19 protein-coding genes are annotated in these 24,560 nt (G+C 69.0%); 6 read left to right on the top strand and 13 right to left on the bottom strand.

Going from position 1 to position 24,560, the window contains the following annotated elements; all coding sequences use genetic code 11:
- Positions 1-11: 11 nt before the first annotated feature.
- On the top strand, positions 12-1,427 hold the full coding sequence (locus ACRY_RS08685; RefSeq protein ID WP_011942104.1) for an aldehyde dehydrogenase family protein: 1,416 nt from the start codon (positions 12-14) through the stop codon (positions 1,425-1,427).
- 15 nt (positions 1,428-1,442) lie between these two features.
- On the opposite strand, the gene ACRY_RS08690 is transcribed toward ACRY_RS08685, so the two are convergent.
- From ACRY_RS08690 to ACRY_RS19915, 9 genes are all read right to left on the bottom strand, one after another.
- On the bottom strand, positions 1,443-1,982 hold the full coding sequence (locus tag ACRY_RS08690) for a DUF4442 domain-containing protein (protein ID WP_007424737.1): 540 nt from the start codon (positions 1,980-1,982) through the stop codon (positions 1,443-1,445).
- The gene (locus ACRY_RS08695) at positions 1,975-3,693 is read right to left on the bottom strand and encodes an AMP-binding protein (RefSeq protein WP_011942105.1); all 1,719 of its coding nucleotides are present in this window, start codon (positions 3,691-3,693) and stop codon (positions 1,975-1,977) included. The genes ACRY_RS08690 and ACRY_RS08695 overlap by 8 nt, the downstream gene beginning before the upstream one ends.
- 11 nt (positions 3,694-3,704) lie before the next feature.
- The gene (locus tag ACRY_RS08700; protein ID WP_011942106.1) at positions 3,705-4,991 is read right to left on the bottom strand and encodes an acetyl-CoA C-acetyltransferase; all 1,287 of its coding nucleotides are present in this window, start codon (positions 4,989-4,991) and stop codon (positions 3,705-3,707) included.
- 11 nt (positions 4,992-5,002) lie between these two features.
- On the bottom strand, positions 5,003-5,935 hold the full coding sequence (locus tag ACRY_RS08705) for a MaoC family dehydratase (protein ID WP_155856357.1): 933 nt from the start codon (positions 5,933-5,935) through the stop codon (positions 5,003-5,005).
- Positions 5,851-7,338 carry a 3-oxoacyl-ACP reductase gene (locus ACRY_RS08710; protein WP_231295384.1) on the bottom strand — a complete coding sequence of 496 codons (1,488 nt, stop codon included), beginning with the start codon at positions 7,336-7,338 and terminating at the stop codon, positions 5,851-5,853. Before ACRY_RS08710 ends, ACRY_RS08705 begins: the two co-directional genes overlap by 85 nt.
- Positions 7,338-9,914 carry an acyl-CoA dehydrogenase gene (locus ACRY_RS08715; RefSeq protein ID WP_011942109.1) on the bottom strand — a complete coding sequence of 859 codons (2,577 nt, stop codon included), beginning with the start codon at positions 9,912-9,914 and terminating at the stop codon, positions 7,338-7,340. Before ACRY_RS08715 ends, ACRY_RS08710 begins: the two co-directional genes overlap by 1 nt.
- A gap of 32 nt (positions 9,915-9,946) precedes the next feature.
- Entirely contained in the window at positions 9,947-11,017 is a 1,071-nt protein-coding gene (locus tag ACRY_RS08720) for a 2Fe-2S iron-sulfur cluster-binding protein (RefSeq protein ID WP_011942110.1), read from the bottom strand.
- A gap of 3 nt (positions 11,018-11,020) precedes the next feature.
- On the bottom strand, positions 11,021-12,223 hold the full coding sequence (locus tag ACRY_RS08725; protein WP_011942111.1) for an alkane 1-monooxygenase: 1,203 nt from the start codon (positions 12,221-12,223) through the stop codon (positions 11,021-11,023).
- A 352-nt stretch (positions 12,224-12,575) separates the two neighbouring features.
- Positions 12,576-13,883, bottom strand: coding sequence for a beta strand repeat-containing protein (locus tag ACRY_RS19915; protein ID WP_231295385.1), 1,308 nt, complete (start codon positions 13,881-13,883; stop codon positions 12,576-12,578).
- Between the two features lie 418 nt (positions 13,884-14,301).
- Here ACRY_RS19915 and ACRY_RS08735 point away from each other — a divergent pair, with 418 nt between their 5' ends.
- Positions 14,302-14,925, top strand: coding sequence for a 2OG-Fe(II) oxygenase family protein (locus tag ACRY_RS08735; protein WP_013639910.1), 624 nt, complete (start codon positions 14,302-14,304; stop codon positions 14,923-14,925).
- On the top strand, positions 14,918-15,565 hold the full coding sequence (locus ACRY_RS08740; protein WP_011942113.1) for a 2OG-Fe(II) oxygenase: 648 nt from the start codon (positions 14,918-14,920) through the stop codon (positions 15,563-15,565). Before ACRY_RS08735 ends, ACRY_RS08740 begins: the two co-directional genes overlap by 8 nt.
- 3 nt (positions 15,566-15,568) lie before the next feature.
- Here the strand turns inward: ACRY_RS08740 and ACRY_RS08745 are convergent, their stop codons facing one another.
- Both ACRY_RS08745 and ACRY_RS08750 read right to left on the bottom strand, forming a co-directional pair.
- Positions 15,569-16,723: a 2-methylaconitate cis-trans isomerase PrpF family protein gene (locus ACRY_RS08745; protein WP_007421746.1), complete on the bottom strand. Its 1,155-nt coding sequence runs from the start codon at positions 16,721-16,723 to the stop codon at positions 15,569-15,571.
- A gap of 4 nt (positions 16,724-16,727) precedes the next feature.
- Positions 16,728-17,435, bottom strand: coding sequence for a GntR family transcriptional regulator (locus tag ACRY_RS08750; RefSeq protein ID WP_007421744.1), 708 nt, complete (start codon positions 17,433-17,435; stop codon positions 16,728-16,730).
- A 96-nt stretch (positions 17,436-17,531) separates the two neighbouring features.
- Between ACRY_RS08750 and ACRY_RS08755 the strand changes: the two genes are divergently transcribed.
- The 3 genes from ACRY_RS08755 to ACRY_RS08765 are packed head-to-tail and all read left to right on the top strand — an operon-like array spanning position 17,532 to position 21,453.
- Complete coding sequence (locus ACRY_RS08755; protein ID WP_011942114.1) at positions 17,532-18,899, top strand: MmgE/PrpD family protein; 1,368 nt, start codon at positions 17,532-17,534, stop codon at positions 18,897-18,899.
- A 60-nt stretch (positions 18,900-18,959) separates the two neighbouring features.
- Entirely contained in the window at positions 18,960-20,360 is a 1,401-nt protein-coding gene (locus tag ACRY_RS08760; protein ID WP_011942115.1) for an MFS transporter, read from the top strand.
- 31 nt (positions 20,361-20,391) lie between these two features.
- A complete protein-coding gene (locus ACRY_RS08765; RefSeq protein ID WP_011942116.1) occupies positions 20,392-21,453 on the top strand; it encodes an isocitrate/isopropylmalate dehydrogenase family protein in 1,062 nt (353 codons plus the stop codon).
- Positions 21,454-21,477: 24 nt separating this feature from the next.
- On the opposite strand, the gene ACRY_RS08770 is transcribed toward ACRY_RS08765, so the two are convergent.
- The gene (locus ACRY_RS08770; protein WP_011942117.1) at positions 21,478-23,262 is read right to left on the bottom strand and encodes a glycoside hydrolase family 15 protein; all 1,785 of its coding nucleotides are present in this window, start codon (positions 23,260-23,262) and stop codon (positions 21,478-21,480) included.
- Positions 23,263-23,277: 15 nt separating this feature from the next.
- Positions 23,278-24,552: a ribose 5-phosphate isomerase A gene (gene rpiA / locus ACRY_RS08775; protein WP_011942118.1), complete on the bottom strand. Its 1,275-nt coding sequence runs from the start codon at positions 24,550-24,552 to the stop codon at positions 23,278-23,280.
- Positions 24,553-24,560 lie beyond the last annotated feature (8 nt).

The following is a 24,560-nucleotide window of genomic DNA, read 5'->3' on the forward strand; positions in this document are numbered from 1 at the left end:
GGAGAGTGGGAATGGACATGATCGAGACGATGATGCCGGATGGTGTCGCGGGGCTGGATACGCTGTTCGCCCGCCAGCAGGCGCGGGCGATCGCGCTCCGCAGTTCGGGCGCGGAGGCGCGGATCGCGAAGATGCGGGCGCTGGAGGCGGCGGTGCAGGCCTGGCGGCCCCGGCTTTACGCCGCGCTGCAGGAAGATCTCGGCAAGCCCGAGGCGGAGGCCGACCTGTCGGAGATCCTGCCGGTGCTCTCGGAAATCCGCCACGCGCGGCGGCATCTGAAATCGTGGATGAAGCCGCAGCGCGCGGCGCCGACGCTGACCACCTTCGGCACGCGGGCACGAATTCGCCACGAGCCGCGCGGCGTGTGCCTGATCATCTCGCCGTGGAACTATCCGGTGAACCTGGCGCTCGGGCCGCTGGCCTCGGCGATCGCGGCGGGGAATACCGCGATCCTGAAACCCTCGGAAATGGCGCCGGCGACCTCGGCGGCGCTTGCCGCCATGCTCGCGGAGATCTTCGCGCCGGACGAGGTGGCGGTGCGGGAGGGCGACGCCGCGATCGCCACCGCGCTGCTCGACCTGCCGTTCGACCACATCTTCTTCACCGGCAGCCCGGCGATCGGCAAGGTGGTGATGACGGCGGCGGCGCGGCACCTGAGCTCGGTGACGCTGGAGCTTGGCGGCAAGTCGCCCGTCATCGTCGATGCGGGAGCGGATCTCGCGAAGGCGGCGAAGGCGATCGCCTGGGGCAAGTTCACCAATTGCGGGCAGACCTGCATCGCGCCAGACCATCTCTATGCCCATGAGGCGGTGCATGACGAGCTGGTGCGCCGGGTGCGGGCGGAGACGGCGCGGATGTATGGCGCGGCGCCGGGGGCGGATTACGGGCGGATCGTCAACGAGCGGCATTTCGACCGCATCATGCGCCTGCTCGACGATGCGCGCGGCCGGGGCGCGACTGTCGAGGGCGGGGCGGCGGACCGGGCACGGCGGCTGATCGCGCCGGCCTTCGTTTCCGGCGCGCCGCGGGAGTCGGCGGTGATGCAGGAGGAGATCTTCGGCCCGGTGCTGCCGGTGATCCGCTTCCGCGATGCCGCCGAGCCGATCGAGGCGATCAACGCGGCGCCGAAGCCGCTGGCGCTCTATCTCTTCGCGCGCGACCGGCGCTTCACCGACCGGGTGATCGGCGAGACCTCGTCGGGCGGGGTGGGCATCAACACGACGATGCTGCACTTCCTGCACGGCAACCTGCCCTTCGGCGGGGTGAACAATTCGGGGATCGGCAACGCGCACGGGTTCTACGGCTTCCGCGCCTTCAGCCACGAGCGGGCGGTGCTGAGGGATGTGGCCTCGGCGACGCCGATGCTGTTCCCGCCCTATACGAAGCGGGTGCGGATGATGGTGAAATCGGTGCTGCGGCTGGCCTGAGCGGGCCGGGCGCGCTCAGGAGAGCGGGCGCGCCCGGGGCTTCAGCCGCACGTAGAGCTGGCGGCGGGCGCGGGCGACGAGGGTGCCGGCGGCGTCGCGGATCTCGTTGCCGAACCAGGGCTCGACCTTTTCGCCACCGGCGGCGGCGGTTCGTATTTCGGCCTCGCGTTCCGGCGGGATCGCGAACTCGGTGAAGACGGTGCCGCGGCCGGGGCTGACATATTCGATGTCGGCGGCGCGGTCCCACACATAGTAGTCGGGGCCGAGGAGGCGCATCAGCATCAGCGCCCAGGGGCCGTCGGTCACGGCGAAGAGGGTGCCGCCGAAGATCGTGCCGACGGCGTTGCGGTTGTACCAGCGCAGCACGATGCGGGCACGGCAGTGGCGCCAGTCCGCCGAGATGGAATCGATGCGGATGCCGGAGAACAGGTAGGGCGGGTAGAGGTTCATGCCCCAGCGCATCCGCCCGGGGGTGACGCCGACGCGGTGCAGCAGGGTGCCGCGATCGGGCCCCTGCCCGGCCGCGTCGCCCGGCGGACGCGCGCCGTCAGGCATCGTGCTGGGCCCGCAATTCGCGGCGGAGGATCTTGCCGACCGGCGTCTTGGGCAGCTCCTCGTGGCGGAACTCGACGATCTTGGGCATCTTGTAGCCGGTGAGGTTGCGCCGGCAATGCGCGAGCAGCTCGGCCTCGGTCAGGGTGTCGGACCGCGGGACGACCACGATCTTGACGCGCTCGCCGGAGGCCGCGTCCGGCACGCCGAAGGCGGCGACCTCGATTACGTCGGGATGCATCATCACGACTTCCTCGATCTCGGAGGGATAGACGTTGAAACCGGAGACCAGGATCATGTCCTTCGCGCGGTCGACCAGGCGGAGGAAGCCGCGCTCGTCCATGATGCCGATATCGCCGGTGGCGAGCCAGCCCTCGGCATCGAGCACCCGGGCGGTCTCGTCCGGGCGCTGCCAGTAGCCGCGCATCACCTGCGGGCCGCGCACGCAGACCTCGCCCGCCTCGCCGATGCCGGCCCAGGCGCCGTCGGTGCGGCGCAGCCGGACCTCGGTCGAGGGCAGCGGCAGGCCGACGGTGCCGTTGAAGCTCATGCGTTCGGGATGGTCGAGATCGATCGGGTTGGTGCAGACGATCGGCGAACACTCCGTCAGCCCGTAGCCCTCGCTGATCGGCCGGCCGGTGACCTCCTGCCAGCGCTTCGCGACCTCGGCCTGCGTCGCCGCACCGCCGGCGATGACGAGGCGCAGCTTCGAGAAGTCGAGCCGGCGGAAATCCTCGTTGTCGAGAAAGCTGTTGAACAACGTGTTGATGCCGGCCATGCCCTCGAACTTCTCGTTGCGGATGATGCCCATCACCCGCTTGGTGTCGCGCGGATTGGCGATCAGCACGTTGCGCCCGCCCAGCGCCATGAACATGAACAGGTTAACGGTGAGTGAGAAGATGTGATAGAGCGGCAGCAGCGTGAGATTGTTCACGCCCTCGCCGTGGAACTGGTCGCCATTCCAGGCGAAGGCCTGCAGCACGTTGGCGATGATGTTGCGATGGGTGAGCATCGCCCCCTTGGCGACGCCGGTGGTCCCGCCCGTGTATTGCAGGAAGGCGATGTCCTCGTGGCCGAGCTCGACCGGGCGCAGGCCGGCGCGGCGGCCCTCCGCCAGGGCGGCACGGAAGCGCCGCGCGCGCAGCCCATGCTTCGGCACCGCCTTCTGGACGTGGCGGAGGACGAAGTTCAGCGCCGGGCCCTTGAGGCCGCCGAGCAGGTCGCCGATGCCGGTGAGCACCACCGTCTCGACCGCCGTGCCGGCGAGGCCCTGTTCGGCGGTGCGGGCGAAGTTCTCGAACACGACGAGGAGTTTCGCGCCGCTGTCGCGCAGCTGGTGGTTCAGTTCCCGCGCCGTGTAGAGCGGGTTGACGTTGACCACCGTGCCACCGGCGAGCAGCGTGCCGAACACCGCGATCGGGTATTGCAGGGAATTCGGCATCATGATCGCGACGCGGTCGCCCTTCGCGATTCCGCGCGCCTGCAGGAAGCCGGCGAAGGCGCGGGCGCGGGCGTGGGTTTCGGCGTAGGTCATCGGCGTGCCGATGCTGACGAAGGCCTCGCGCGTGGCATAGGTGCGCGCCCAGGTTTCGAGCATGTGGTTGAGCGACGGCGTGCGCGCGAGCTCGTCGCCAATGTCGTGCGGCACCCCTTCGCGGTAGGAGGCGAACCAGATTCCGTCGGTTTCGACACTGTCCTGCATTGTATCGGTCATATCACTTTCCCTCAGCGCTCTACCACCGCGACGACACCCTGCCCGCCCGCGGCACAGATCGAGATCAGGCCGCGTCCGGCCCCCTTTTCGGCCAGCATCTTCGCCAGCGTCGCCAGAATCCGCCCGCCGGTCGCGGCGAAGGGGTGGCCGGTGGCGAGCGAGCTGCCGTTGACGTTGAGCCGCGCGCGGTCGATGGCGCCGGGCGGGGCGTCGAGCCCGAGGCGGTCGCGCGCGTAGTCGGGGCTTTCCCAGGCGGCCAGGGTCGAGAGCACCTGGGCGGCGAAGGCCTCGTGGATTTCGTAGAAATCGAAATCCTGCAAGGTGATGCCGAGCTTGCCGAGCATCCGCGGCACGGCATAGGCCGGCGCCATCAGCAGGCCTTCCTCGCCATCGACGAAATCGACCGCCGCCGCCTCGCCGGTGCGCAGATAGGCGAGAACCGGAAGGTTGCGCGCCTGCGCCCATTCCTCGGAGGCGAGCAGGACGACGGCCGCGCCATCGGTCAGCGGGGTGGAGTTGGCGGCGGTCATGGTGCCGCCCTTGCGGTCGAACACCGGCGGCATCGCCGCGAGCTTCGCCGGGTCGATGTCGGGGCGGAGATTGCCGTCCTTCGTCAGGCCGCGAAACGGCACGATGAGGTCGTTGAAGAAGCCGCGTCCGTAGGCGGCGGCGAGGTTGCGATGACTGGCGACGGTGAGCTCGTCCTGGGCGGCGCGGGGGATGCGCCAGCGTTTCGCCATCTGCTCGCAATGCTCGCCCATCGACAGGCCGGTGCGCGGCTCCGCGTTGCGCGGCAGCGCCGGGCGGAGCAGCATGGACGGGCGGATGCCGGCGAGGGTTTTCACCTTCTCGGCGGTGGTGCGGCCGCGATTGGCCTTGAGCAGCAGCTTGCGCAGCTTTTCGTTGAGCGCGATCGGCGCGTCGGACGTGGTGTCGACCCCGCCGGCGATGCCGGCGTCGATCTGGCCGAGGGCGATCTTGCTGGCGACCAGCAGGGCCGCTTCGAGCCCGGTGCCGCAGGCCTGCTGGATGTCATAGGCCGGGGTGTCGTGGCCGAGCGTGGTGGAGAGCACCGCCTCGCGGGTGAGGTTGAAGTCGCGGCTGTGCTTGAGCACGGCGCCGGCGACGACCTCGCCGAGCCGTTCGCCGCCGAGGCGGTAGCGGTCGACCAGGCCCTGCAGGGCGGCGGTCAGCATGTCCTGGTTGGAGGCCTCGGCATAGGCGGTGTTGGCGCGGGCGAAGGGAATGCGCGTGCCGCCGATGATCGCGACGCGGCGGAGCGAGGGGGCGGTGAGCATTGATGTCTCCATCAGGCGGCGGCGCGGAAGGCGAGCGTGCCGCGCAGATGCGGCTTCGTCTCGCGCCGGTCGCGCAGTTCGATCAGGCGGGTGCCGCCGGGCGGGCCGGCCATCAGGCAGGCGCCGCCGGGCAGGAAGGCGGGAGTTTTGAAGGCGATCGCGGCGGTGAGGGTCTCGACCGGGGCATTTGGCAGCAGGGCGGCGATGGCGCGGGCCTTGCTCCACATGCCGTGGGCGATCGGCCGGGGAAAGCCGAACAGCCGCGCCACCGCCGCCGAGGTGTGGATCGGGTTGGCATCGCCCGAGACCGTGGCGTAGCGCCGGCCGAGGGAGGCCGGTAGGTCGAGCCGCAGCATCGTGGAGAGCGGGGCATCCGGCGTCGCCACCGGCTGGTGCGGGCGGCCCCGGATGTCGCGCGCGCCGAGGCGGAGATAGACGCTGCGGCTCTCCCAGACGAGGCTGCCGGCACGGAGCGCGCGGGTGTCGATCGCGAGGGCCTGCCCCTTGTCGTGGGCGAGCCAGCCGGCGAAGCGGGCCTCGATCTCCAGCGCGTCTGCGGACTCGAGGCGGACGTGCTGGCGGATGGTGTTTTCCAGATGCACGAGGCCGATGACCGGGAAGGGAAAACCGGGGCGCAGCAGCAGCGCCATGTGCAGCGGGAAGCCGAGGAGGTGCGGAAAGGTCGGCGGGATGCCGCAGCGCTCGCCGAAGCCGCAGAGCGCCGCGTAGGCATGGGCGCGGCGGGCGTCGATCACGGCGCGGCGGCGGAGCACCACGGGATCGGGCGCGCCGGCGGCGCCGCGGCGGAGCAGCGTGGCAAGGGCCCGGCGGCGGATGGCGCCGGCGGCGGGCACGGCCTTCAGCGTTTCCTGCGGCGCGGCGCGCCAGGGATCGGGGTCCGGCGCGGGCGCGATGTTGCCGGCCGGGATCGGGACGGCCTCCATCTCAGGCGCCCAGCAGGCTCTGGCCGCAGACGCGGACGATGTTGCCGTTGACCCCGGCGCTGCGCGGCTCGGCGAGCCAGAGGATGGTCTCGGCGACATCTTCCGGCAGGCCGCCCTGCCCCCATCGCGTTCATCCGCCGTCCGGCCTCGCGGATGGCGAAGGGGATGGCGGCGGTCATCCGGGTCTCGATGAAGCCGGGGGCGACGGCGTTGATCGTGGCCCCGCGCGCGGCAAGGCGCGGGGCGAGCGCATCGACCATGCCGATCACGCCGGCCTTGGTCGCGGCATAGTTGGTCTGGCCGAGATTGCCGGCGATCCCGGCGATCGAGGAGACGCCGACGATGCGGCCGTTGGGCCCGAGCGCGCCGGCGCCGAGCAGGGCTTCGGTGATGCGCAGCGGGGCCAGCAGGTTGACCTGCATGACCTGGTCCCATTCGGCGCGGCTCATGCGGGCGATGGTGCGGTCGCGGGTGATGCCGGCATTATGGACGACGACGTCGTAGCCGCCATGGGTCGCGGCGTCCTCGAGGATCGCGGCATCCGAAGCGGGATCGGTGATGTCGAGGGCGAGGCGGCTGCCGCCGAGGCGCTGGGCGAGGGAAAGCAAGTCGGCCCCGGCCTGGGGCACGTCGAGGGCGACGACCTTCGCCCCTTCGCGGGCGAAGGCTTCGGCGATGGCGGCACCGATGCCGCGGGCGGCGCCGGTGACGAGAACGCGGCGGCCCCGATGGGCGCGCGGCGCGGCTTCGGGCAGGTCCACGACCGGCGCCGCGACGTGGACGACCTGTCCCGAGACATAGGCGCTGCGGCGGGAGAGGAAGAAGCGGAGCGTGCTGTCGAGCGCGGCGGCATCGGCATCGGCGGCGACGCGGACGAGCTGCACCGCGATGTTGCGCCGCGCCTCCTTGCCGAGCGAGCGGGTGAAGCCTTCGAGGGCGCGCTGGGCGACCCTTGCATCGGCGTCGGCGCAGGTTTCCGGCGGCGCGCCGAGGACGACGATGCGGCCGTCCGGCGCGATCTCGCGGACGCAGTGGTGGAAGAAGGTGTAGAGCGCGTCGAGCCCGGCCGGATCGGCGATGCCGGTCGCATCGAACACCGCCGAACCGGCGCGCCCGCTCTGCCCCGGCAGGAAGCGCGCCGCCATGACGCCGTGGCGGGCGGCGAGACCCGGCCAGTCGGCGGCATCGCCCTCGAACAGCATCGCGGCCGGCGTGCCCGCGAGGGTCGCGACCACGGCCTCGGCGAGACGGCCGCCGGGGGCGGCGCCGGCGAGGACCGGGCCGATCACCGCGGGCTGCCCCTCGGCGTGGCGCAACAGCGGACGGGGCTGCGGCAGCCCCAGCCGGCCGGTGAGGAAGCGGCCGACCGGCCGGTTGGCGAAGGCGAGGTAGCGGTCAGCCATCATTCGGCCGCCGTCGGTGCGCGCGACGACCGCACCTTCGCGCCGCCCCTCCCGATCCGGGCGATGCCGGGCGCCTCGCCGCCATCGCGCTCGGCCCAGTAGGCGGCGCGGGTCTGCAGGGCTTCCGCCATGCCGAAATCCTGCGGGAAATCATCGACCGCGATGACCTTCGCCGCATTGTCGGCGAAGGTGCGGATCAGCGCGGCCTCCTCCGCGTCGATCAGGCCCTTCTGCCGCGCCTCGCCGGCCCAGTCGACGAGCAGCGGCAGGGCCTGCGGCAGGCGGCCGATGGTGCCGGCGCGGATCGAGTCCTTCAGGCGGCGCTCGATCGCCTCGATGCGCGGATAGGCCATCGCGGCGGGTTCGAGGGCGCCGAGCAGCGGCTCGATGTCCGGGCGCGGCTGCCACGCACCTTCGAAAAGACGCGCGCGGGTCGGCCCCATCTCGCGCAGGAGCGCGGAGATCTCGGCATGCAGGCGGTCGGAGGGTGCCGCGGCCGGCACGCCGAAGGGGAAGCACAGCAGGCGGAGCGCAATTCCGACAGGGCGGATCGGGTAGTTCGCGTAGAGCTCGCGCAGGGCGGTGTGGGCGCGGTGCAGGGCGTCCTGCGCGGCCCAGTGGACCAGCGGCAGGTCGGCGCCGGGGCGGCCGTCATCCTGGTAGCGCTTGAGCACGGCGGAGAGGATGTAGAGCTGGCTCAGCACGTCGCCGAGGCGGGCGGTGACGCTTTCCTTGCGCTTGAGCGCGCCGCCGAGGGTCGCCATCGCGATGTCCGACGACAGGGCGAGGACGACGGAGAGACGGTCGGCCGCGCGGTAGTAGCGGGCGAGTTCGGGCGCCGCACCTTTCGGCGCGCGGCGGCGGACGCCAAGACCGGCGAGGCCGGCGCGCAGCGCGTTGCTGGCGACGAAGCCCATGTAGCCGAAGAAGGCGCGGTCGAAGTCGCGCAGCGCCTTGCGGCCGTCGCTCTCGGCGCCGGCGTGCATCAGCCTGAGGATGTAGGGATGGCAGCGGATCGCGCCCTGGCCGAAGATGATCAGGCTGCGGGTCATGATGTTCGCGCCCTCGACCGTGATCGCGATCGGGATCTGCTGCCAGGCGCGGGCGAGGAAGTTGCCGGGGCCCATGCAGATGGCCTTGCCGCCGGCGATGTCCATCGCATCGGCCACCACCATGCGGCCGCGTTCGGTCATGTGGTATTTGGCGATGGCGGAGATGACCGAGGGCTTCTCGCCGATATCGATGGCGACGGCGGAGAGCTTGCGGGTGGCGTCCATGGCGTAGAGGTGGCCGCCCATGCGGCCCATCGGCTCCTCGATCGCCTCGAACCGGCCGACCGGCATGTTGAACTGGCGGCGGATGGCGGCATAGGCGCTGGTGCCGTTGGTGGCGATCTTGGCCGCGCCGGTGGCCGAGGAGGGCAGCGAGATGGCGCGGCCGGCGGCGAGGCATTCCATCAGCATGCGCCAGCCCCTGCCGACCTGGGCCTGGCCGCCGATGACCATGTCGACCGGGACGAACATGTCCTGCGCGCGGATCGGGCCGTTCTGGAAGACGGCGTTGAGCGGCCAGTGGCGACGGCCGATCTCGAGGCCGGGATGCTCGCGCGGGATCAGCGCGCAGGTGATGCCGGGCTCGGGATTGTCGCCGAGCAGGCCTTCGGGATCGCGGACGCGGAAGGCGAGGCCGACCACGGTCGCGACCGGGGCGAGGGTGATGTAGCGCTTGTCGCAGGAGACCAGGAAGCCGAGGGTCTCGCGGCCTTCCCACATGCGGCGGACGACGATGCCCGTGTCGGTGATCGAGGCGGCGTCGGAGCCGGCATAGGGGTTGGTGAGGGCGAAGCAGGGCACGTCCTCGCCGCGGGCGAGGCGCGGGAGATAGTGGTTCTTCTGCTCCTCGGTGCCGTAATGGAGCAGGAGTTCGGCCGGGCCGAGGGAGTTCGGCACCATGACCGAGACCGCCGCGGCCGAGCAGCGGGTGGCGAGCTTGGTGACCACCGCGGAATGCGCGAGTGCCGAGAAGCCCTTGCCGCCATACGATCGGGGGATGATCATGCCGAGGAAGCCGGCTTCCTTGGCATAGTCCCAGGCGGCGGGCGGCATGTCCTGCCAGATCTGGGTGCTGTCCCAGTCATTGGCGAGGTCGCAGAGGCGCTCGGTCTCGTTATCGAGGAAGGATTGCTCCTCGGGGCTGAGCACCGGCTTCGGGGTGGCGAGCAGCTTCGACCAGTCGGGGCGGCCGGCGAAGAGTTCGGCGTCCCACCAGACGGAGCCGGCCTCGATGGCGCTGCGCTCGGTCTCGCTCATCTTCGGCATGATGCGGCGGAAGACGGGCAGCAGGCGGCGGCTGAGCAGGCGCTCGCGGGTGCCGGTCGCCGACAGCAGGGCCGCCGGCGCGCCGATGACGACCAGCAGGATGACGCTCGCGATCCAGCCGGCGGCGCCGGTCAGCCAGGCGATGACCAGCCAGGCCAGGAGGCCGGCAAGAAACAGCCGCGCGGGGCGGCGCGCGGCAATGAGGGCGCCGGCGCCGGCGATGCCGGCGAGCCACCAGAGGGCAGTGATCAAGTCCATGTCGTCAATCTCCCTTTCCGGGCCGCCGTCGCTCAGGCGGCGGCGATCGCGCCGGTCGAGCGGTCGGTGAAGGCGTCGTAGTGAATGTCGGCCGCCGCGATGCCCGCCGCGCGCAGCACCGGCAGTGCGGCGTCGATCATCACGGGCGGACCGCAGAGATAGGCCTGATGGCCGGCGAGTGCCACGCCGAGCGCGGCGAGATGCTCGTGCACGAAACCCCGCGCGCCAGACCAGTCAGAGCCCGCCGGCTCGGCCGAGAGGACCGGCACGAAGGTGAAACGGGAAATCCAGCTGCGGGTGAGAAGCGAAATCTCGTCGAGCGCGTAGAGATCGGCCCTGGTGCGGACGCCGAAAATCAGGATCGCGTCGCGCGGCACGCGGTCGGCCCGCGCCTGTTCGAGCACCGCCTTGACCGGACCGAGCCCCGATCCGCCGGCGATGGCGACGATGGGGGCGGTGCCGGGGCGGAGCCAGAAATCGCCGAACGGGCCGCGCAGGTCGAGCGTGTCGCCGGGGCGTGCCGCCTCGAACAGCCAGGAGGTGACGGCGCCGCCGGGGACGTGGCGGATGAAGAAGCGGGCGGTGGTCGCCGCCGGGCCGGAGGGCGGGTCGATGAAGGAGAACTGCCGCGCCTCGTCGCCGGGCCGTGCCAGCTCGGCATACTGGCCGGCGGTGTAGGCGAGCGGGGCATCGAGCGTCACGGACAGGCGCATGATGTCCGGCGTCATGCGGTCGAGTGCTGCGATGCTGGCGCGGGCGGCGATCACGTCATGCCGGGGGCCGCCGAGGGAAAGCCGGTCGTTCTCGAGAACGACCGGGCCCTTCGGCACCGACTGGCAGGCGAGGATGACGCCGGCGCGCATCTCCTCGTCGGTCAGGAGGTAGGATTTGTCGGTGAGTTCGCGCACCTCGCCCTCGACCAGCCTGGTCTTGCAGGTGCCGCAGGAGCCCACACGGCAGCTGTGCGGATAGGCGATGCCCTGGTCGAGCGCGGCCTGCAGGATGGTCTGCTTCGGCGGCACGTCGAAGCTGAGATCCGCGGGCAGGACGCGGACGCTCGCCGCGCCCTGCCTGCCGCCGAAGAGACGGTCGAGCAGCCCCATCGGTTACTCCGCCGCGGCCAGGGTGGCGAGATGCGCGCGCGAGGCGGCAAACTCGGGCACGCCGCTGCGGGCATTCGCCGCCTCGATCAGCGGGAATTCGGCGGGGATCGCGTAGCGGCGGTCCCAGTCGAGCACCAGCGGGTGGACGATGCGCCGGAACACCGAGGGCACCAGCGCGAGATAGATCATCGTCAGGTAGCCGAACGGCATCATCGGCGCGTCCGGATAGGAGCGGAGTTCCCAATAGGGCTTGTCGCCCATGGCGTGGTGATGCGAGTGGCGGGTGAGGTTGAACAGCAGCCAGGACGAGACGCGATGGTTGCAGTTCCACGAATGCCGCGGTTCGATCGGCGCGCCCGGCACGCGGACGATGCCGTAATGCTCGATGTAGTTGACCGCCTCGAGATAGCTTTTGCCGAACAGTGATGTCGCGAAGAAGACGGCGACGCCGACCCAGCCGGCGAAGAGGAGGAAGAGGCCGGCATAGGCGAGGGTCATCAGCCAGCCGGTGAACATGCGGTTGCGCGGGCTCCAGACCGGGCGGCCGAGGCGCTTCAGCCGCGCCGCCTCGATGTGCCAGGCGCCGGCGATTTGCCCGAGGGTGGAGCGGACGATGAAGTGATAGACGGATTCGCCGCGATAGGCGGTGGCCGGGTCCTTCGGCGTGCCGAGATTGGCGTGGTGTCCGTAGACATGCTCGATCGAGAAGCTCGCATCCGAGGTGAGCGCCAGCAGCCAGCGGCCGACCAGCATGGCCGGCCGGCTCCATGTGCGGTGCGTGAGTTCGTGGCCGACCACGGTGCCGAATCCCGCCCAGATCGTGCCGAGCGCATAGGCGCCGACGACGAGCTCGATCAGGGTGACATGCGCGCGGGCGGCGAGCAGATCGACGCCGGTCAGCGCCGCATAGGCGTGGCCGAGCCCCAGCGTGTCGCCGCGGATGCCGAGATAGCCGCCAAGGAACCAGGCGTAGAAGACGAGGTAGACCACCATCAGCGGCAGGACGAGATAGAGCTGGAGGTTCATCTGCGTCGGGTTGCGATAGACGGGGTCCGAAAGTTCCATGCCGCCGACGAGGTCGAGACCGACGAAGACGGCGGTGATGATCGCCGCGGCAATGAAATAATGCCACCCGCCCAATGTCATCAGGGCGGTGAAGACGACGGCGATGGCGGTGATCGAAAGCGATCTTGCTGTGGCTTGCATGGGCTGGACGCTCCTGTTTATGTTTTGGAGAGCACGTTGACGTAAACGATAGTTTTGCCCTGATGCAAGTTATTTTTTGGATAGTTTAGGCGAATTAATCCTGTTTTTGGGATTTTGATCAATTTATGAGGACTGCCCCGAGCGCTGCGGGGCCAGTGCCGGTCGCGGCACATTTGCGGGCCAGCACGCTGCCGACGACGCGGAGGATCACCTGCGAATCGCCGCCACCAGCCGCGCTCGGCAGAGGGATGCGCCGGCGCGGAGAGATCTAGAAGCCGGGCTTCAGGAATGGCGCCGGCATGACGAAGCCAGACGGGGCGGCGACACTGACGGCGCCGCCCTTCACGCGGTCTTACAGCTTGCTTGTCAAACCGGGCAGAAGGCCGGTCACGGGCGCAAGCGGGCTCGTGCTGCCCGTGGTTCCCGTGGCGCTGGAGAGCGTGCCCGTCACCGCCGTTACCGCGCCGGTCACCGGTGCCAACAGGGTGGTCGTGCCGGTCGTCGAACCGCCCGTGGGCAGGGTGCTGGTGGCCGTGGCGAGCGTGCCGGTGATCGGCGCGAGCGCGCCGGTGGCGCCGGTGGTCGAGCCGCCGACCGGCAGGGCGCTGGTCGCCGTGTTGATCACCTGGCCGACCACGCCGGTCACCGTGCCAAGGCCGGAGCCGGTCAAGCCGCCCAGCGGCGAGGTCGAGGGCAGCGAGCCGACCGCCGTGCCGGTGGCGCCGGTCAGCGTCGCCGCACCGGTGCCGAGCGCGCCCGATACCGAACCCGTCAGGTTCGTCAGCGTCTGGCCAAGCGACGTGCCGCCCGGCGTGCTCGTGCCGCCGATCGCGTTGCTCGCCGTCACCAGCGCGCCGTTCACCGCCCCGCCCAGCACAGGCACGTTGCCGGCGCCATTGGCCAGCGTGTCCACCCCGCCGCCGACGGCGCCGCCCAGGCTCTGGTTCGCCGTCGCCAGCAGCGTCGAGGCCACCGGCAGCGTCGCCGTGTTGAGCGAGCCCACCTTGAGCTGAACCACCTGCCCGTTCGACAGCACGCCGACCTGAACCGGGGCATTGGGCTGCGGCGACGTGCTCAGCACATTGGCGCTGAGCAGCGGTGTCACGGTCGATGAACCGGTCGATGTGTTCAGGACCGTGACATCGGCGAGGGCGTTGGTGACGGGATCGACCGCGTCGGCGACGCCGGTGACCGTCGGCCCGACGACGGGCAGGCCGGTGAGGCCGCTGGTGGTCAGGGTCGAGCCGGTGCCGCTCAGCAGGTCGCCCGTCTGGGTCACCGTGCCGCCGAGACCGTCCACGATCGCGCCGAGCGGGCCACCCGTGGTCGAGCCGGTCGAGGACAACTGGGTGCCGACCGTCGACACCGTATTGCCGAGCGTGGTGACGAGACCGCCCGTCGCGTCGCCCGATACCGAACTGGTGGTGGCGATGGCGCCGGTCGCCGAGCCGCCGGAACTCGCGGTCGAACCGCCGCCCGAGCCGAGGCCGGAGCCGCCGGTCGAGCCGCCGCCCGCGCTCGCGGTGGAGCTGCCGGCAGCCCCAGTGACGGCGCCCGCCGCAGGCGAGGTCGCGCTGGACCCGCAGCCGGCCAGCGCCAGCACGGAACCCAGGCAGACCGTGCAGAACAGAGCCGAAGATAACGTCTTGCGAATGGACATGGACATTAAAAGAAACTCCTCGCGCGTGTTCAAATTCATCCTGACCCGCACCTGTTTCCGGGCGTTCGGATGGCGGGCGATGACATTTGAACTGCCACGCCCTGCAGGTGTGCTTACCATGACCGGCGGAAATTAGTTTCAATTTTAGCGACAATTAGCAAAAAAATTTCACTATCGCATTATTTGTCGGAACTTTATGTATCAACGGTTACTTCACGACGGTTTTCATCAACCAAGGATTGAAAATTTGACACAATGTTTGCGGTCGTTTGTCACCTTTCGGTTTCAGACTGCATGAATGACACAACTCACGATGGCACCTGGCGCGATGGCCGCCGCCGGCATGTGTTGATTCATGTCAATGAACCCGCCCGAGGGCCCGGCTAACCGGACGTCAAATCTGGCGGATGACGATTTCATGGCGATTCTCGATCTCGATGCCTTCCGGGCGACACCGCTCACCGAAGCCCCCTTCCAGTATCTGGTGACACCGCATTTCATTGCCCGGGAGCAGGCGCGGGCCGTGCTGCAGGACTTTCCCCGAATCGAGGTTCCGGGACTTCTGCCGCTCGAGGCGACCGATCCGGGGCCGTTGTTCCGGGCGCTGATCGACGAGCTCACGGGCAGGGAGATCACCGCCGCCGTTTCGGAGAAGTTCGGCGTCGATCTCACCGGGCGGCCGACCATGATCACCCTGCGCGGCCGCGCCCGCGAGCGCGACGGCCGCATCCATACCGACAGCGAGGCCAAGCTGATCACCGCCCTGCTCTATTTCAACGAGGCATGGGAAGCCGAAGGCGGCCGGCTGCGGCTGCTGCGCGGGCCGGACAATCTTGACGACATGCTGGCCGAGGTGCCGCCGCTGCTCGGCACGCTGGTGATGTTCCGCCGCTCGGACCGGTCGTTCCACGGCCACGAACCCTTCGTCGGCGTGCGCCGCTACGTGATGATCAACTGGATGACATCGAGCCTGACCGCACAGCGTGAACTGATGCGTCACCGGCTCTCGGCCCAGGCAAAGCGGGTGCTGAGCCATGTCTGACGCCGCCGCCTCGATCCGCCGCGCGCTGGCGGGGGCCGATGCCCGCACCGAACCCTACCGGCACTGGCTGCTCGCCGAGGTGCTGCCCGGCGAGGCCGTGAGCGCCATCCTCGCCCTGCCCTTTCCGCCGCCCGAGATCGGCGAGACGGCGGGACGGCGCGAGACGCACAATTCCACTCGCCGCTTCTTCGCGCCGGAGGAACAGGCGCGGCATCCGGTCTGCGGGACGCTCGCGGCCGCGTGGCAGGCGCCGGACACGATCGCGGCGATCGAGGCGATGTGCGGCGTCGATCTCGGCGGCAGCCTGCTGAGGATCGAATACTGCCAGGACCGCGATGGATTCTGGCTCGAACCGCATACCGATATCGGCGCCAAGTTCTTCACCATGCTGGTCTATCTGGCCGATCCGCCGGCCGGCGAGGACTGGGGCACCGACATCTTCGCCTCGCCCGACGAATATGTCGGCTCGGCCCCGGCCCGTCGCAACGCGGGGCTGATCTTCATCCCCGGCGAAAACACCTGGCACGGGTTCCGCCAGCGGCCGATCAGCGGGGTGCGGCGCTCGCTGATCGTGAACTACGTGACACCGGACTGGCGCTCGCGCCACGAACTCGCCTTCCCCGACAAGCCGGTAGCGTAACCCCTATACGCGGGGGCCGACATGGAGCACCTCGCCCTGGAACAGCCGCCGCGCGGTCCGGAACACGGTGGCGTGCGAGACGCGGGGTCCGTCCGGCCCTGAGGACACGCCGGCGGCGACGAGGATCGCGCCGGAAGGATGGCCGACCCGCACCGGATCGGTCGCCTCGCCCGGCCGGACCAGGTCATGCGCCACGGTGCCGGGCAGCCGGCAGGCCACGGCGAGGCAGAGCGCGCCGGTCAGCGGCACCGCGCGATGCGGCTGGCCGGACGACATCATGCGCGCCAGAATGTCGACGCTCGCGGCCGTCTGCACCGCCCCTGACAGGACGGGCGCATCCGCCGGCGGCGCGAGAATGCCCACTTTCGGCACGCTGATGATCCGCGCCGCCGCCTCGAGATCGGCGGCCAGGCCCATCCGCACCGAAGCCGCGCGCCGCAGCGCCTCGATCCCGGCGATCAGCGCGGTGTCGCGCTCCATCGCCGCCGGCGTTTCGGTCGCGGTCATCCCGAGATCGGCGGCGGCGACCAGCACGCAGGGATTGGCGGCGTCGATCAGGGTGACGCGCAGCGGCCCGAGGCCGGGTACGTCGAGCCGGTCCGTCAGGTTGCCGGTCGGCAGCAGGCGCCCGGTGCCGGCCCCGCCGGGATCGGTGAAATCGAGGCGGATCGGTGCCCCGGTGCCGGCGACGCCGTCGATCGCGAGGTCACCCGTCACCGCGGCGCGGCCATCTTCCATCGGGAACCGGGCGACGATGATCTTGCCGGTATTGGTGTTGTGGATGCGCACCACCGCCTCGTTCCCCGCAGGCGGGGCGACCAGCCCCTCATCCACCGCGAAGGGGCCGATCGCCGAGGACATGTTGCCGCAATTACTGGCGTAATCGACCTCCGGCCGGTCGATCGCGACCTGCGCGAACGTGTAGTCGACATCCGCATCCGGCCGGCTCGGCGGGCCGACGACGCAGCATTTCGACAGCGAGGACACGCCGCCGCCCATGCCGTCGAGCTGGCGCATCGCCGGGTCCGGCGAGCCCATCGCGGCGAGGAAGATCGGCGCCCAGTCCGCCCGATCGGCGGGGAGATCGCCGGCGCGGAAGATCAGCGCCTTCGAGGTGCCGCCGCGCATGAACACGGCGCGGATTGCCCGGAGCGCCACCGGATCAGCCCGACGCCGCCGGCGCGGCGGATGCCGGACCCGGGACCAGCGCCTGGCCGGTCAGCCGGCGATAGCCGTTCTCGACATGCGCGCGCATCGCCGCCGCCACACGGTCGGGATGGCGCGTCGCGAGGGCGGCGACGATCGCGCGGTGCTCCTCCTGCGAGCCGGCGCTGCCCTGTCCCTCGTCGAAATTGCGCCGGCGGAGCAGGTGCATCCGGTCGATCAGCTTGCGATAGAATTCGATCAGGGTCGCATTGCCGGTCAGCTCGACCAGGCGGTCGTGAAAGCCGATGTTCAACGGGAAATAGGCGGCCATGTCGCCGGCCCGCGCGGCATCGGCGAGGCGGGCGAGCCAGCCGTCGAGTTCGGAGAGGATCTCGCCGGTGACGCGCGGGGCGAGCTGGCGGCCGGCCATTTCATCGAGCGTCGCGCGCAGTTCGTAGAGTTCGTGCGCCTCGGGCTCGCGGATCTCGCGGACGAACACGCCGCGGTTCTTCTCCAGCCTGACAAGGCCGGCTTCCTCGAGCGCGCGGAATGCCTCGCGGATCGGCGCGCGGCTGACGTTGAAATGCTGGGCGAAGCTCTGTTCGCTCAGCTTGTCGCCGGCCACGAGGTCACCGCGCTTGATCAGGCCGATGATTTCTTCCCGCACCAGGTCGGCGACCGACCGGGTCTGGAGGATCCGCAGGTGGTTGAGGGGCGCGTTCATGGGTCCGTTATTGCCGTGCCGACGGGGTTTCGCCAAGAGGTTGCCATATTGTCGATTGTCGACAATACTACGATTAAACCACCAAGGAGGATCTGCATGCCCGACCACGCCCCACCAGCCGGCAAGGTGGTCCCCGTCACCCGCATCCTGGCGGAATACGCCGCCGCCGCATCGCCGGAGACGCTGCCAGCGCCGGTGCGCAAGGAAGCCGCCCGCACCTTCCTCAACTGGCTCGGTTGCGCGATCGGCGGCTGCCGCCACGAGGCCGTCGATGCCGCGATCGCGGCGCTTTCGCCGTTCGCCGGGCCGGGCCGCTCGGTCGTTGCCGGCCGCGCCGAGCGCCTCGATCCGCTGAACGCCAGCCTGATCAACGGGATCAGCTCGCATGTCTTCGATTTCGACGACACCCATCTGCGCACCGTGATCCATCCCGCCGGGCCGGTCGCGAGCGCGTTGCTGGCCTATGCGGGCGTGCAGCCGATTTCGGGGCGCGATTTCGTCAATGCGCTGGTCGTCGGCATCGAGGCGGAGTGCCGGATCGGCAATGCCGTCTATCCCGAGCACTACGATGTCGGCTGGCATATCACCGGCTCGGTCGGCGCCTTCGGCGCGGCCGTCGCGATCGGGCGGATCCTCGGGCTCGACGGCGAGCGGATGGCCTGGGCGCTCGGCATCGCGGCGAGCCAGCCGGTCGGGTTGCGCGAGATGTTCGGCAGCATGACCAAGAGTTTCCATCCCGGCCGCGCGGCGCAGAACGGCATGACGGCGGCCCTGCTCGCCGCGAAGGGCTATACGAGTTCGCCGCAGGCGCTGGAGGCGAAGCGGGGCTGGATGAACGTCCTCAGCACCCGGCACGACGCGCGCGAGATCACCGAAGGGCTGGGGTCACGGTTCGAGATCCTGGCCAACACCTACAAGCCGTTCGCCTGCGGCATCGTGATGCATCCGGTGATCGATGCCTGCATCCAGCTTCGCGAGGAGCACGGCGTGGACGCGGGAAGCGTCCGCTCGGTCGCGCTGCGCGTCCATCCGCTGGTGCTGGAACTGACCGGCAAGACCGCGCCGCAAAGCGGGCTCGAGGGCAAGTTCAGCATCTATCATGCCGCCGCGGTGGCGCTGACCGAAGGCGATGGCGGCGAGGAGCAGTTCAGCGACCGCGCCGTCAACGATCCGGCCATCGTGGCCCTGCGCGGCCGGGTGAACGCGACGGTCGACACCGCCATGCCGGCCGATGCGGCGCAGGTGGTGCTGACCCGCACCGACGGCACCACGACCGAGATCCGGATCGACCACGCGATCGGCAGCCTGGCGCGGCCGATGTCCGACCGCGACCTTGAACGCAAGTTCACCGGACTTGCCGCACCACACCTCGATGACGACGCGATCAGGCGGCTCATCGATCTCTGCTGGCGCCTCGAAGCGCTCGATGACGTCTCGCTCATTGCCGAGGCGGCAACCCGCTAGGGATTTCGCCTCTCGCGCCCGCGCAAAAGAACAACAAGGCTTGAACAGGAGGAAACGATCATGGAACAGGTTCTGGACAGGACGGCAGCGCGACATACCGTGCTGGCGCGCATCGACCGCCTGCCGCCATCGCGGCATCTGGTCGGGCTGGTCGGGCGTATCGCGGCCGGTGGCTGGTTCGAGTTCTATGAACTCTTCATGCCTGGCTTCATCTCGCTCGGCCTCGTGCGCGCGGGCATTTTCGTCGCGAAGCCCGGCAGCATGTTCGATCCGCGCCTGTTCGCGAGCTTCCTCGCCAGCTTCTTCATTGGCATGCTGCTGAGCACGGCCGGGTTCGGCTTCATCTCCGACCGGTTCGGCCGGCGGGCGATCTTCGTCTATTCCATGGCCGTCTATTCGCTTGCGCAGCTGACCATCGCCTTCCTGTCGAACCCCGCGGCGATTGATGCCGCGCGCTTCGTCGCCGGCCTCGCGGTCGGGATGCAGCTCATCAACAATGACAGCTTTCTGACCGAGCTCACGCCCCGCGCGGCGCGCGGGCGCTACATGGCGGCGTCGTTCATCTTCGTGCTCACCGCGATACCGGTGGCGGCCTTCCTCGCGGCCATGCTGGTTCCCGCGGCACCGTTCGGCATCGCCGGCTGGCGCTGGGTGGTGGCGATCGGCGCCCTCAGCGGCGTGGTGGTCATGTTCGTTCAGCGCGGGCTTCCGGAATCGCCGCGCTGGCTCGAAGTGCATGGCCGCTACGACGAGGCGGACCGCGTCGTCGCGGCGATCGAGGCGAGGATCGAGGCGGAAACCGGCAGGAAGCTGCCCGATCCCGTCGCGGATGTGCCCGACGCGACGGCCGCGAGCGGACACTGGAGCGAAATGTTTTCCTCCTTCTACCTGCCGCGCACGCTGATGATCTCGATCTTCCAGTTCGCGCAGACCATCGCGGTGTTCGGGTTTACCGCCTTCGTTCCGATGCTGCTGGTCAAACAGGGATTCACGATCATCCACTCGCTCTACTACACGACGATGATCGTCCTGCTCGCGCCGGTCGGCGCGATCTGCGGAACGATCTTCGCGGAACGGATCGAGCGCAAGTGGCAGCTCGTCGGCACGGCGGTGCTGATCGGCGTGAGCGGCATCGCATTTGTCCACGCGCATACGGTGGCGCTGGTGATCATCAGCGGCGCGCTGATCGCGCTCGGAAACAACTGGATGATCGCGATTTTCCATCCCTATGCGGCGGAGCTGTTTCCAACCCGCATCCGCGCGCGAGCCGTGGGCTTTACCTTCGCCTGGAGCCGCGTGAGTTCGATCTTCATCGGCTACTGGGTCGCCGACCTGCTGGCGGGATTCGGCCCGGCCGGGGTGTTCGTGATGATCGGCCTCGGCATGCTGGCGATCATCCTTTCGGTCGGCCTGTTCGGCCCGCGGACGAACGGGCAGAGCCTGGAAATCCTCTCTCCCTGAACCCGAAACTGCAAAGAAGGCAATCGAGATAATGAAGATTGGCATACTCAACGGCGACGATATCGGGCATGAAATCGTGCCGGAGGCTGTCAGGGTCATGCAGGCCGCCGCAGCCCGGACCGGGCTCGCGATCGAGTGGCAGGATATCCCGATCGGCCGGGCGGCGCTTGACAGCCTGGGTTCTACCCTGCCGGACGGAACCATCGAGCGGCTCGACGCCCTGGATGGGTGGCTGCTTGGCCCGATCGGGCACATGGCCTATCCGAAGATACCTGAGGCGATCAACCCGCATCCGCTGCTGCGCAAGCATTTCGACCTGTTCGCGAATATCAGGCCGGTGAAGTCCCATGCCGCGCTGCCCTGCCTGCATCAGGGCGTCGATCTCGTCATCGTCAGGGAAAATAACGAGGGCTTCCAGCCGGACCGCAACGTCGTCGCCGGCTCGGGCGAGTTTCGGCCAACGCCGGACGTGACGATCTCCGTGCGGGTCATCACCCGGAACGGGTCATCGAAAGTCGCGCGGGCGGCATTCGAACTGGCACGGGCGCGCCGCCGGCATCTGACCGCGGTGCACAAGGACACCGTGTTCAAGCTCGGTTGCGGCATGTTCGCCGAGGAATGTCGAAGGCTGGCGGCGGAATATCCCGATGTGACCTATGACGAGGCAATCGTCGACACGTTTGCGATGCGCCTGGTGATGACCCCGCAGCGCTACGACGTCGTCGTGACCACAAACATGTTCGGCGACATCCTGACCGACGAGGCCGCCGGCCTGGTCGGCGGTCTCGGGATGGCGGCAGGACTGTGCGCCGGGCCGCGCCATGCGATGGCGCAGGCGACACACGGTTCCGCACCTGACATCGCAGGGCGCGGGATCGCCAATCCCTATGCAATGATCATGTCAGGCCAGATGCTGCTCGACTGGCTCGGCCGCCGCCATGCCGAACCCGCGGCAACCGCCGCGGCGCGCCTGATCGAGCAGGCCGTGGCAAACATGATCGAGGAGCGCCGCGCGCTGACCCCCGATCTGGGAGGTCAGGGGACGACCGCAGGCATGGGCTCGGCGATTATCGAGGCGATGACCGAGAGTTGAGCACGCGCCCGGGGGGCGGGCGCGCTATCCGGCGTCCTGCCCCTCCTCGCTCAGGCGGAGCGCTGCGTTCACGAGCGCAACATGCGTGAATGCCTGGGGGAAATTGCCGATCTGTCGCCGGTTGACCGTGTCGTACTCCTCGGCGAACAATCCCACGTCGTTGCGCAACGCCACCAGCTTTTCGAACAGGGCTTCGGCATCCGCGCGCCGGCCCATCATCACGTAATTGTCGACCAGCCAGAAACTGCACGCGAGAAAGACACCTTCATTGCCGGTCAATCCATCCTTTCCTGTTTCGGTGTCATAACGGCGCACGAATCCATCTTGCAGAAGATACCGTTCGATCGCGGCGACGGTGCCAATGATGCGCGGATCGTCGGGCGGTAGAAAGCCGACGATCGGCAGCAGCAGCAGGCTCGCATCCAGCGCCTTCGAGCCATAGGCCTGAACGAAGCTGTTCATCTCCGCGTCGAAGCCGTTCTGGCAGACCTGATCGTGAATCTGCTGGCGGATCGCGCGCCAGTGTTCGACCGGACCGTCGTAGCCGTAATCCTCGACGGAGCGGATCGCCCGGTCGAACGCGACCCAGGCCATCACCTTGGAGTGGACGAATTGCTGGCGGCCGCCACGCACTTCCCAGATACCCTCGTCGGGCTCGGCCCAGATCTTCTCCAGGGTTTCAAGCAGGACGAGGCGGATGTTCCAGCTGTTCTCATCCCGCCGCACCCCGCCGACATGTGCCTGATAGAGAGCATTCATCAGTTCACCGAAGACGTCGAGCTGACGCTGGCCCGCGGCCGCATTGCCGGCACGGACCGGCTTTGAACCTTCATAGCCTGGCAACCAGTCGATCTCGCGTTCGGTCAGAAGGCGCTCTCCGGCCACGCCATACATGATCTGGATGTCCTCGGCACCACCGGCGATCGCACGATCGAGCCAGCGCGACCACGCATGTGCCTCGTCCCGGTGCCCCGCATTCATCAGCGCCTGGAGTGTGAAACTTGCGTCGCGCAGCCAGCAGAACCGGTAATCCCAGTTGCGCTCGCCGCCGAGTTGCTCGGGCAGCGAAGACGTCGCCGCCGCTATGATTCCGCCGGTTTCCCAATGTGTCAGCGCCTTGAGCGTGATGAGCGACCGCCGCACGATTTCGGCCCAGCGCCCACGGACCGGCGCGCGCTGCGCCCAGCTGCGCCAGCGCTCCGATGCCTGCTCAATTCCCATTTTCATATCGAAACGATGTGGCACCCGCTTGTGCGAGGGCAACCATTCGAGGCCGAACAGGAACTCCTCACCCGCCTCGATTGTGAATTGCGCTTCCGTGTGCTGATTGCGGCCGGTCATCGGCACGTCGCCCCAGACCACGACCATGTCGGGTCCGGCGACCGCCACGAAACCTTCATGGCCGGGCAGCCGCTGCACCCAGGGTACGACGCGGCCGAAGCCGAATCTGAACACGATGTCCAGCCGCATCTCCACTCGTCCGGACAGGCCGCTCACCATGCGGACCAGCCGCGTGGTGTCATGCGGGTGGGGGACCATGCAGTCGGTCACCCGCACCACGCCGTCATCGGTATGAAAGTCGGTTTCAAGCACAAGGGTCTCGGGGCGGTAACGCCGCTCCACCCGCAGGGGCGATTCAGCCGGTGCGATCAGCCACCGCCCGTTCTCGCGCGTTCCAAGCAGCGACGCGAAGCACGGATCGGAATCGAACCGTGGCAGACAAAGAAAATCGATCGAGCCGTCCTTGCCGACAAGGGCCGCTGTCTGCCGGTCTCCGATGATTGCGTAATCCTCGATTCTCAGGCTCATCGCGCCCTCCCCTCGCTAGTTTGCTGAAACCTGGCCAGCCTGCAGCGACCGCATGATGCTCCGCACGATGCCGACGGGAGACTCATCGATCGAGACGACAATCGCATCCTCTCCGGCCTGCGGCGGCTCGAGCGCGGCGAGCTGGCTGTCGAGCAGGGATGCCGGCATGAAGTGACCGCGCCGTGCGGCGATGCGCGCGGCCAGCAGATCGCGCGATCCATCGAGATGCACCAGCGTGAACGGGCCCGCACCGCCGCGCACCAGATCGCGATAACGCCGCGTCAGAAGCGAGCTGACAATGACGCCGCCGCATCGTCTCGTCCGCCATTCCGCAAGGCGCATGGCGATGCGATGCAGCCAGGGCATCCTGTCTTCATCGTCGAGCGGGCGGCCGGAGTGCATTTTCTCACGGTTCGACTCCGGATGCAGATCGTCGCCATCGCAGAACGGCACGCCCAGAAGTTCCGCCAGCAAAAGCCCGATCGTGGATTTGCCGGATGCGGAAACACCCATCACGGCGATCAGTGGCGGAATGTCCGGCTTCGGCAGGCCGAGGCAACGCAGCGTGGCCGCGGCGGGTGCGAGGCCGGCCGCGGAGACCGCGTCGCCATCGAACTGGCGGGTCGAGCCATCGGGATAGCCAATGATCGCGCAGGCGGAACCCGACAGGAAGAGGCCGGTGCCGACAACGCCGGCAATCGAGCGGAGGGCAGACTCGACGGCTTCGGGCACGATGCCTTTCGGCATGGTGCAATCGGCAATGAAGTGGCCGCCATCCGAAACGAAGGGACTGCCGGCATTCGCGCGCAGAACGGGCGCAAGATCCAGTTCGGCGAGCCTGGCACAGGTGCGGTCCGCGCCATGGCGGACGATCTCGACTGGCAGTTTCGAATGCGCGCCGAGCCGTGTCACCAGCTTGCTCCGGTCGGCGATGACGACAAAGCGCCGTGCCGATTGCGCCACCAGCTTTTCCCGCAGCAGGGCACCACCCAGCCCCTTGATCAGGCGGAGCGTTCCGAACTCCACCTCATCGGCTCCGTCAACCGCAAGGTCGAGGGAACCATCGAGCGGCACGAGGCGCAGGCCGAGGAACTCCGCCCTGGCTGCCGTGAGATCGGATGTCGCGACGCATTCGATGTCGAGCCCTTCGGCGCGGACGCGCGCGCCGAGCTGATCGATGAAATGGGCGGCGGTCGACCCCGTGCCGAGGCCCACGCGCATTCCGGATTCGACGAGACCGACGGCCAGCCGCGCGGCCGCACGCTTGCCATTTTCGAAATCGGTTCCCATGCGATGTG

The sequence above is a fragment of the Acidiphilium cryptum JF-5 genome, assembly GCF_000016725.1.
Classification (GTDB): Bacteria; Pseudomonadota; Alphaproteobacteria; order Acetobacterales; family Acetobacteraceae; genus Acidiphilium; species Acidiphilium multivorum.

Bases quoted from the DNA above. Each gene is read 5' to 3' on its own strand.
- ACRY_RS08685 (WP_011942104.1), top strand. From the start codon at position 12: ATGGACATGATCGAGACGATGATGCCGGATGGTGTCGCGGGGCTGGAT.
- ACRY_RS08690 (WP_007424737.1), bottom strand. From the start codon at position 1,982: ATGCCTGACGGCGCGCGTCCGCCGGGCGACGCGGCCGGGCAGGGGCCC.
- ACRY_RS08695 (WP_011942105.1), bottom strand. From the start codon at position 3,693: ATGACCGATACAATGCAGGACAGTGTCGAAACCGACGGAATCTGGTTC.
- ACRY_RS08700 (WP_011942106.1), bottom strand. From the start codon at position 4,991: ATGCTCACCGCCCCCTCGCTCCGCCGCGTCGCGATCATCGGCGGCACG.
- ACRY_RS08705 (WP_155856357.1), bottom strand. From the start codon at position 5,935: ATGGAGGCCGTCCCGATCCCGGCCGGCAACATCGCGCCCGCGCCGGAC.
- ACRY_RS08710 (WP_231295384.1), bottom strand. From the start codon at position 7,338: ATGGCTGACCGCTACCTCGCCTTCGCCAACCGGCCGGTCGGCCGCTTC.
- ACRY_RS08715 (WP_011942109.1), bottom strand. From the start codon at position 9,914: ATGGACTTGATCACTGCCCTCTGGTGGCTCGCCGGCATCGCCGGCGCC.
- ACRY_RS08720 (WP_011942110.1), bottom strand. From the start codon at position 11,017: ATGGGGCTGCTCGACCGTCTCTTCGGCGGCAGGCAGGGCGCGGCGAGC.
- ACRY_RS08725 (WP_011942111.1), bottom strand. From the start codon at position 12,223: ATGCAAGCCACAGCAAGATCGCTTTCGATCACCGCCATCGCCGTCGTC.
- ACRY_RS19915 (WP_231295385.1), bottom strand. From the start codon at position 13,883: ATGTCCATTCGCAAGACGTTATCTTCGGCTCTGTTCTGCACGGTCTGC.
- ACRY_RS08735 (WP_013639910.1), top strand. From the start codon at position 14,302: ATGGCGATTCTCGATCTCGATGCCTTCCGGGCGACACCGCTCACCGAA.
- ACRY_RS08740 (WP_011942113.1), top strand. From the start codon at position 14,918: ATGTCTGACGCCGCCGCCTCGATCCGCCGCGCGCTGGCGGGGGCCGAT.
- ACRY_RS08750 (WP_007421744.1), bottom strand. From the start codon at position 17,435: ATGAACGCGCCCCTCAACCACCTGCGGATCCTCCAGACCCGGTCGGTC.
- ACRY_RS08755 (WP_011942114.1), top strand. From the start codon at position 17,532: ATGCCCGACCACGCCCCACCAGCCGGCAAGGTGGTCCCCGTCACCCGC.
- ACRY_RS08760 (WP_011942115.1), top strand. From the start codon at position 18,960: ATGGAACAGGTTCTGGACAGGACGGCAGCGCGACATACCGTGCTGGCG.
- ACRY_RS08765 (WP_011942116.1), top strand. From the start codon at position 20,392: ATGAAGATTGGCATACTCAACGGCGACGATATCGGGCATGAAATCGTG.
- ACRY_RS08770 (WP_011942117.1), bottom strand. From the start codon at position 23,262: ATGAGCCTGAGAATCGAGGATTACGCAATCATCGGAGACCGGCAGACA.
- rpiA (WP_011942118.1), bottom strand. From the start codon at position 24,552: ATGGGAACCGATTTCGAAAATGGCAAGCGTGCGGCCGCGCGGCTGGCC.